A 6,042-nucleotide genomic window follows, 5' to 3' on the forward strand; every position below is an offset into this window, starting at 1 on the left:
AATGGAACGATGCGCACATCAATATCACGCTGCCGAAGCCGATCTGCCAAATCGCCCTCCTCTGCCAAAATAACGAGCGGGTCGATATGTTCCCCGATATTCGTCAGTATGTTATACAAAGCGACTTCGCCGCCGCTCCATCTTGCCGTATGGTCAATATAAGCTACTCTCATCATTTCGCCGCCGCCTTTCTATCAAGGACCTGTCGGAACACCTCTTCCACCTGCTCCGCTACATGTCCCCATGTATATCTGCTCAGGACATGGTCCCGGCATTCCCTTGCATTCGGTAGAAGTTCACGATGATCCAGCACACGTAGCAACCCTTCAGCAATGGCTTCACTATCCGTTCCCTTGAACAAAAGCTCGGGACGGAATCCTCTTAAAATCTCCTTGTTGCCACCCACAGGAGTCGCCAGCACTGGCAGTCCCGAGGCCATCGCCTCCACTGTGATCAGACCGAAACCTTCCAGTGCCTGTGTGGGTACAACGAACAAATTCGATGCTTGGTGATACAGTGGAAGCTCCTCATCCGACACATAACCGAGCAGCCTTACATGGTTATGAAGATTGTATTCCTCCACCTTGGAAGCCAATTCCTCCATCAAGGGGCCCTTCCCTCCAATCAGCAACAGATGATCAGGATGACGCTCGGTGACTCGTCTCCATGCTTCCAGTAGCTGTAGCAGTCCCATTCGATTAACAAGACGACGAACGGTTAGCACAATCGTCGCATTTTGCGGCAAATTCAGGCGCTTCCGCACGGCTTCTTGTTCCTCTGCCGGGTGGAACCTTTCTACATTCGCCGCACCAGGAATAATATGAATTTTGCTGAGTGGAACTTTATAGTGCTCATGTAAAATATCCCGAAAGGTTTCGCTTAGCACTATAAATTTATCCGCCAATCCGTAGGCCTTCATTTCAATGGATTTAGCCAACGTCGTTTTTAGAAAATGCTTGATGCCCTGTCCTTCAATCTTCATTTCCTCCGTCCACGGTCCGTGAAAGGTGGTAACTACCGGGATTCCTCTTTTTTTCGCCTCCAGCGCTGGCCCGACACTATAGGGAGCAAAATGGGAATACAATATATCCATCGGTTGCTTGTCGAACAACTCTGCTGCATATTTTTGCATTAGCTCTCGGCGCTTCCAGATGGATTGCTGCTTGCTGCCAATCGTATGAATCCGAATACGGTCGGGCGCTTGCGGCTGCTCGTCACTACAGATTAGAGCATCCAACGTATTGCGCTCTAACGTAAGCTGCTCACAGATGGATTTAAAATATGTGTTGAGGCCTCCTGGCTGCAAAGACGGCCAGCTAAGCCCCGTTGCCGCAATACGAAATCCGTTATTGTACGACATAGCTGGTTTCTCCTTTCTGCTCGGTATGTCCGTCATCCACGATTTCTATCTTTTTTCGCCGCTTGGTTAGCTCATAATGCTTGAAGCAGACGAGAAACTCATACATCACCCAGAATACTGCTACGGCAAAACCCGCCAATCCCTTGCGGTATAAGCCTTGGACAAAATACTTCTGCACAAAGCGGGCAGGAGGCCGCCACAACAGTCTGGTAATCCGAAAGGATCTTCCTTTGTTAAATGCCGTCTCTGCTTCCAGATCTGTATATTTGTTAAAACGGGTCATATGATCACTGATGCTGCGGAAGCCGTAGTGCCATAACACGCCCTCCAGATTGACAATCTGGGAAGAGGCTACATCCGGCATTTCATGAACAAGACTATTCGTAATGCCATAAATACGCCGATTGTACAAACGAACCAGGTATTCGCCTTTGTTCATCCATTTGCCGAGAAAATCTCCAATCCGGAATACGGAATATGCTTTGGCCGGATCGTGGAGCGTTTCCTTTACTTTCAACAAGTCTCCAAGCAACTCTGCATCCACTACTTCGTCCGTATCAATCAGGAATATCCAATCAAATTCCGCTTTTTCAACACCAAACATGCGCTGTTTGGCATAACCGGGCCACGGGTTAGAAAACACCCGACAGCCCAAGGATTCAGCTACCTGAATCGTATTGTCCTTGCTCCCTCCGTCAATGACGACGATATCGTCCGCAAAGGGCTTGCAGGATTTAATGGCGGCTGTGATTCGAGTGCCATCATCCTGAGCGATAATAACTACGGATATCCGGTTGTCCGCGGGAACGCTAGACATGTGGTTCATTAGCGGGTGCCTCCTTCTTTATCTAACCGTTAACTGGCTTTTTCCGGATGTAGTGTGACATCGTTGATCGGAGCCATTGAAAATCTTGTTTGGAAATAAGCAGTCTTGGAATCTTCATTTTTAGAACGAATTTAACATTACATAAAATGAAAATGAACCGTAGAATTCCCGAAGACAGCATTGCTATCCCTGCACCCGTCAATCCATATTTCGGTACGAGTATGGACAGCAATGGAATGACGAGCGCCAATCCGACACCCTGTAGAATGGTAACCAGTTTGGGCTTACCCAACGCCATAAATTGTTGTGCCAGCACCATGGTTCCCCCACTGATAGCAACCTCAAGCACCAGGAACCGGAATACCGTAAGCGCTTGTTTAAACTCTTGACCATATAACAATGTAAATACGAACGGAGCAATCAGCATCAGCATCACCGCAGCCAGAAAGGTTGCCGTTGATGTCACTCGAAATGCCCGAAATGTTATGGCCACCGCCTCTTCCTTATTCAGACCGGAGGCTTTGGGAAACAGCACGACAATGATCGAGGTAGAAAATACATTCACCATCCTGGCCAAGCTGACCGCTACTGCATATAAACCGAGATCAGCGGGTCTGAGCAGACCCGCAATCAAAATCTGATCAATATAAGTGGAAACCTGCCCCATGAGATCATTTCCGTATGAACCCATACCGTAGGTAAAGAGATTTTTAAATTGCGTCCAGCTGTTCTTTACCTTTGGTTTGTACAGCCGAATCATTCGTATCGTGACACCAATATAAATCGGCAAGCCCGGCAGTAAATAGGCCAATGCCGAGGTGTACGGATTCATATTTCCGGTTAAGATCAGAATCGCCAGACCCAGCAGTGTACTTAGCGGTACCAGATACCGGAATAAATTGTACTGCTTATATTCCGAGCGAACTTGAAGCAATGCATTATTGATCTGTGAAATCGCTATGAGCGGACACATCATCATGGAGCACTGCGCGAAAAGTATGACCGATGAAGAAAAAGAGCGCAGCCAATAAGGAATTAGAAAAACTCCGACGAGTGTCGCCAAGCCCCCGAACATGGTAGCCAGTAGCAAGGCCAGACCATACAGCTTGCCCGTTTCCTCCGGTTTCCTTTTCGCATTGTAAATCAATGCAGACGGGACACCGAAGCTCATGCAGAAGGCGAGAAATTGGGACCAGTTCACCATCGCTGTCTGTTCCCCGCGTCCAGTAGGACCCAGGAATCGTGCCGTTAGCACACCAGTCAGCATATTCACGACGAGAATCAGCATACTGAATATCATCGTTTTTACTGCTGCAGAGCTGTTATCCTTGCTTTTGGCAAACCGAATCACCGTGGACCATAGTGTCCGGACAGGTGCGGATAATGCTTGTAAGTTTTGCACAGCCTTTACCTTCTTTCCGCGATGACATCTTTTGCCCATAGCCCTATTCCGATCATCATCCAGATCAGATAGCCGCGCATACCGGGGAAACCATTATCTGATATGAGACTGGCTACAGCTCCGGCCCACGTAGCCAACGCCAGTCTGATATAAGGCTGACTGGCATCTCGTGCGGCAATACGGGCGAGAAGGCGCTTGATGATAACGAAGAGACCACCGAAGAAAAAGAATGCCCCGAAAATACCGAAGGTGAGGAAAATGGCGATATATCCATTATCCATAATCCCAAGTTCGCCGAGATCGCCGCCGTTATCAAGCTTGGTTCCGATTCCTACACTCCCAATCCCCTGCCCGACCGGATTGCCAGCAATCGCCGGAAGCATCGTATGCAGTAAATCCAAACGTTCATTGTACGAATGATCCTGCTGAATATCCGTCAGCGTCTGCATGCGAGCCACCAAACCTTCTGCCCCTGGAAGTTTTGGAACAATGATGTAGAGAAGAAGGCCAACTATAGCTAGTTGAAACAAGGTTTTCCACTTTCCCTTGGAAGATGAACTGAGAATGTAAGCCAGTAACATGACGAATGCAATTAGCCAGGCTGAACGTACCAGCGTGATTAAAAGGCAAACGACCGTCAGCAGGATTCCGATCCATCCCAAAGTGCCACGCCAACGTTTTTCCATTAGCATGGGTACAAGTGCCATCGCCAGGAAAATAGCGCAGGGACCGGGCGAGTTCATGGAAGAAAATACTCTGATTTGAAGTGGTTCTGGAACACCAATGGAATTCATTTCTACATGATTCATCCAAAATGCATCCCACGGAGGCACCGTCAAGTACTGGATAATGCCGTAAATTGCCACAAGAACAGCAATGTTGGCATATGAATACAGCAGTCGGTCCAGCTCCTTCGCCTTCATGGGCTTAATCGCAAGATAAGGCAACAGGATCAAAGGAACCACATAATTGGCTAAATCATAAGCAAAAACAATACCATTTTTGAATAACCCGACCACACTTCCGTAGGCCAATTCTATGCCGAAAAATACAGCAATTCGGGTCAAGGGTTTTTCCGCCTGATGAATGCCTCGCAACACAGGAATAATCAACATACTGCTTACCAGCAGCGGTGCCACGCTCAACAAGGAAACCGAGTGATACGTTCCCTCCATCCAATCCGCAATGCGGCGGATTTCCGGGCCTACTGCCCACACTGCCAGTGTGTAAGGAATCAGTAGCCGCGATTGCAAGATCGCCAGCAGGAAGGCCGGAAAAACGAGCGCCAGCAATATGGCTCCCTGCTGGCTCATGGTGGGATTCATCTTGGCGCTGACAAATCCGATGGCGAGTGGCAACATACAAGCCAGCAACCCCATGCCGATCATGCTGATTCCACGCCGATTTCCTAGCCAAACGGAAATCTGCTGATCTGCCAACCGACTCATGTTTCTCACCCCTGACCTCCCTTCATCCGCTTCCGCTTGAACATCTCCTTAAACAGCAGAACGAGAAATTGGGAATCCTCAATCAAATATCTTTTCCACAATCGTTTAGGCTCCTGAGACAACCTCCAGAACCATTCAAATCCCGTCTTCTGCATCAGCTCCGGTGCTCTTTTCACATTTCCCGACAGGAAATCAAAGGTCGCTCCCACCCCAATCGAAATCGGAGCGCGGTAAGTCTCGTAATATCTGTAAATCCATTTTTCCTGTTTAGGGGCGCCCACACCTACAAAAACGATGTCCGGGCGAGCCTCTTGAAGCAATTGGGCAATGTGCCTATTCTCCTCCTCGTTTTTCTCAAAGCCATAAGAAGGAGAGTAACAGCCCACCACATTCATGTTCGGATAAGATTCCTGGAGATTGAGCATAGCCTTCTCAGGAATACCGTCAGCTGCACCCAGAAAAAATAAACGATAGCCTCGATCCTCAAAAGCCTCTCCCAACCGAGTGAACAAATCTGACCCGGAGACCTTTTGTTTGAGGGGTTTTTTCAGTAACTTGGACGCCCATATGATAGGCATCCCATCGGCCACTACAGCTCCGGCATCCGAATACACCTTGCGGAATTCATCATCCTTGCGAAGCTTGATCACATGATCGACATTACAGGTCAAAATGTAGGAATGACGCTGATGTTCAATAGAAGTATCTATAAATTCGAGTAGATCATTAAAATCGTAATTATCAAAGTTGACATCGAACATGTTCACTCTGCTCATCGTATCACTTCTCTTTGCGAAAATCGGTTTGAGTAGATGTCTGGTATAACGCGTTCAAATACCAGCAAAATGGAATAATCATCTGAACCGTCGACAACGTATTATCTGAAAACGAGTAGATCAGAAAGCCTGCAATTAAGCTTGCAAAATAAGGTTTGATAGACTTGGCAAGCGACCGGTAAATGAGAGCAAACACGATCAGCAATGAAAGCATTAATAGCCCGCAACCG

At 47.9% G+C, this 6,042-nt stretch carries 5 protein-coding genes and 2 pseudogenes; all 7 read right to left on the reverse strand.

Annotation, left to right across the window (positions count from 1 at the left end; translation table 11 throughout):
- A pseudogene (locus GRP75_RS30495) lies at positions 1-176 on the reverse strand (glycosyltransferase family 1 protein); the annotation flags it as partial.
- Positions 173-1,360, reverse strand: coding sequence for a glycosyltransferase family 4 protein (locus tag GRP75_RS17250; RefSeq protein WP_160789898.1), 1,188 nt, complete (start codon positions 1,358-1,360; stop codon positions 173-175). The gene GRP75_RS17250 and the pseudogene GRP75_RS30495, both read right to left, overlap by 4 nt.
- Positions 1,347-2,186: a glycosyltransferase family 2 protein gene (locus GRP75_RS17255; RefSeq protein ID WP_023987421.1), complete on the reverse strand. Its 840-nt coding sequence runs from the start codon at positions 2,184-2,186 to the stop codon at positions 1,347-1,349. The genes GRP75_RS17250 and GRP75_RS17255 overlap by 14 nt, the downstream gene beginning before the upstream one ends.
- A gap of 22 nt (positions 2,187-2,208) precedes the next feature.
- Positions 2,209-3,588: a lipopolysaccharide biosynthesis protein gene (locus tag GRP75_RS17260; RefSeq protein ID WP_013309157.1), complete on the reverse strand. Its 1,380-nt coding sequence runs from the start codon at positions 3,586-3,588 to the stop codon at positions 2,209-2,211.
- A 5-nt stretch (positions 3,589-3,593) separates the two neighbouring features.
- A complete protein-coding gene (locus GRP75_RS17265) occupies positions 3,594-5,036 on the reverse strand; it encodes an O-antigen ligase family protein (protein ID WP_023987420.1) in 1,443 nt (480 codons plus the stop codon).
- A gap of 5 nt (positions 5,037-5,041) precedes the next feature.
- Complete coding sequence (locus tag GRP75_RS17270) at positions 5,042-5,812, reverse strand: WecB/TagA/CpsF family glycosyltransferase (protein WP_160789899.1); 771 nt, start codon at positions 5,810-5,812, stop codon at positions 5,042-5,044.
- A gap of 4 nt (positions 5,813-5,816) precedes the next feature.
- Positions 5,817-6,042 (reverse strand): annotated as a pseudogene (locus GRP75_RS17275) (O-antigen ligase family protein); the annotation flags it as partial.

The sequence above is a fragment of the Paenibacillus sp. OT2-17 genome (assembly GCF_009827695.1).
In the GTDB taxonomy this organism is placed as follows: Bacteria; Bacillota; Bacilli; order Paenibacillales; family Paenibacillaceae; genus Paenibacillus; species Paenibacillus polymyxa_B.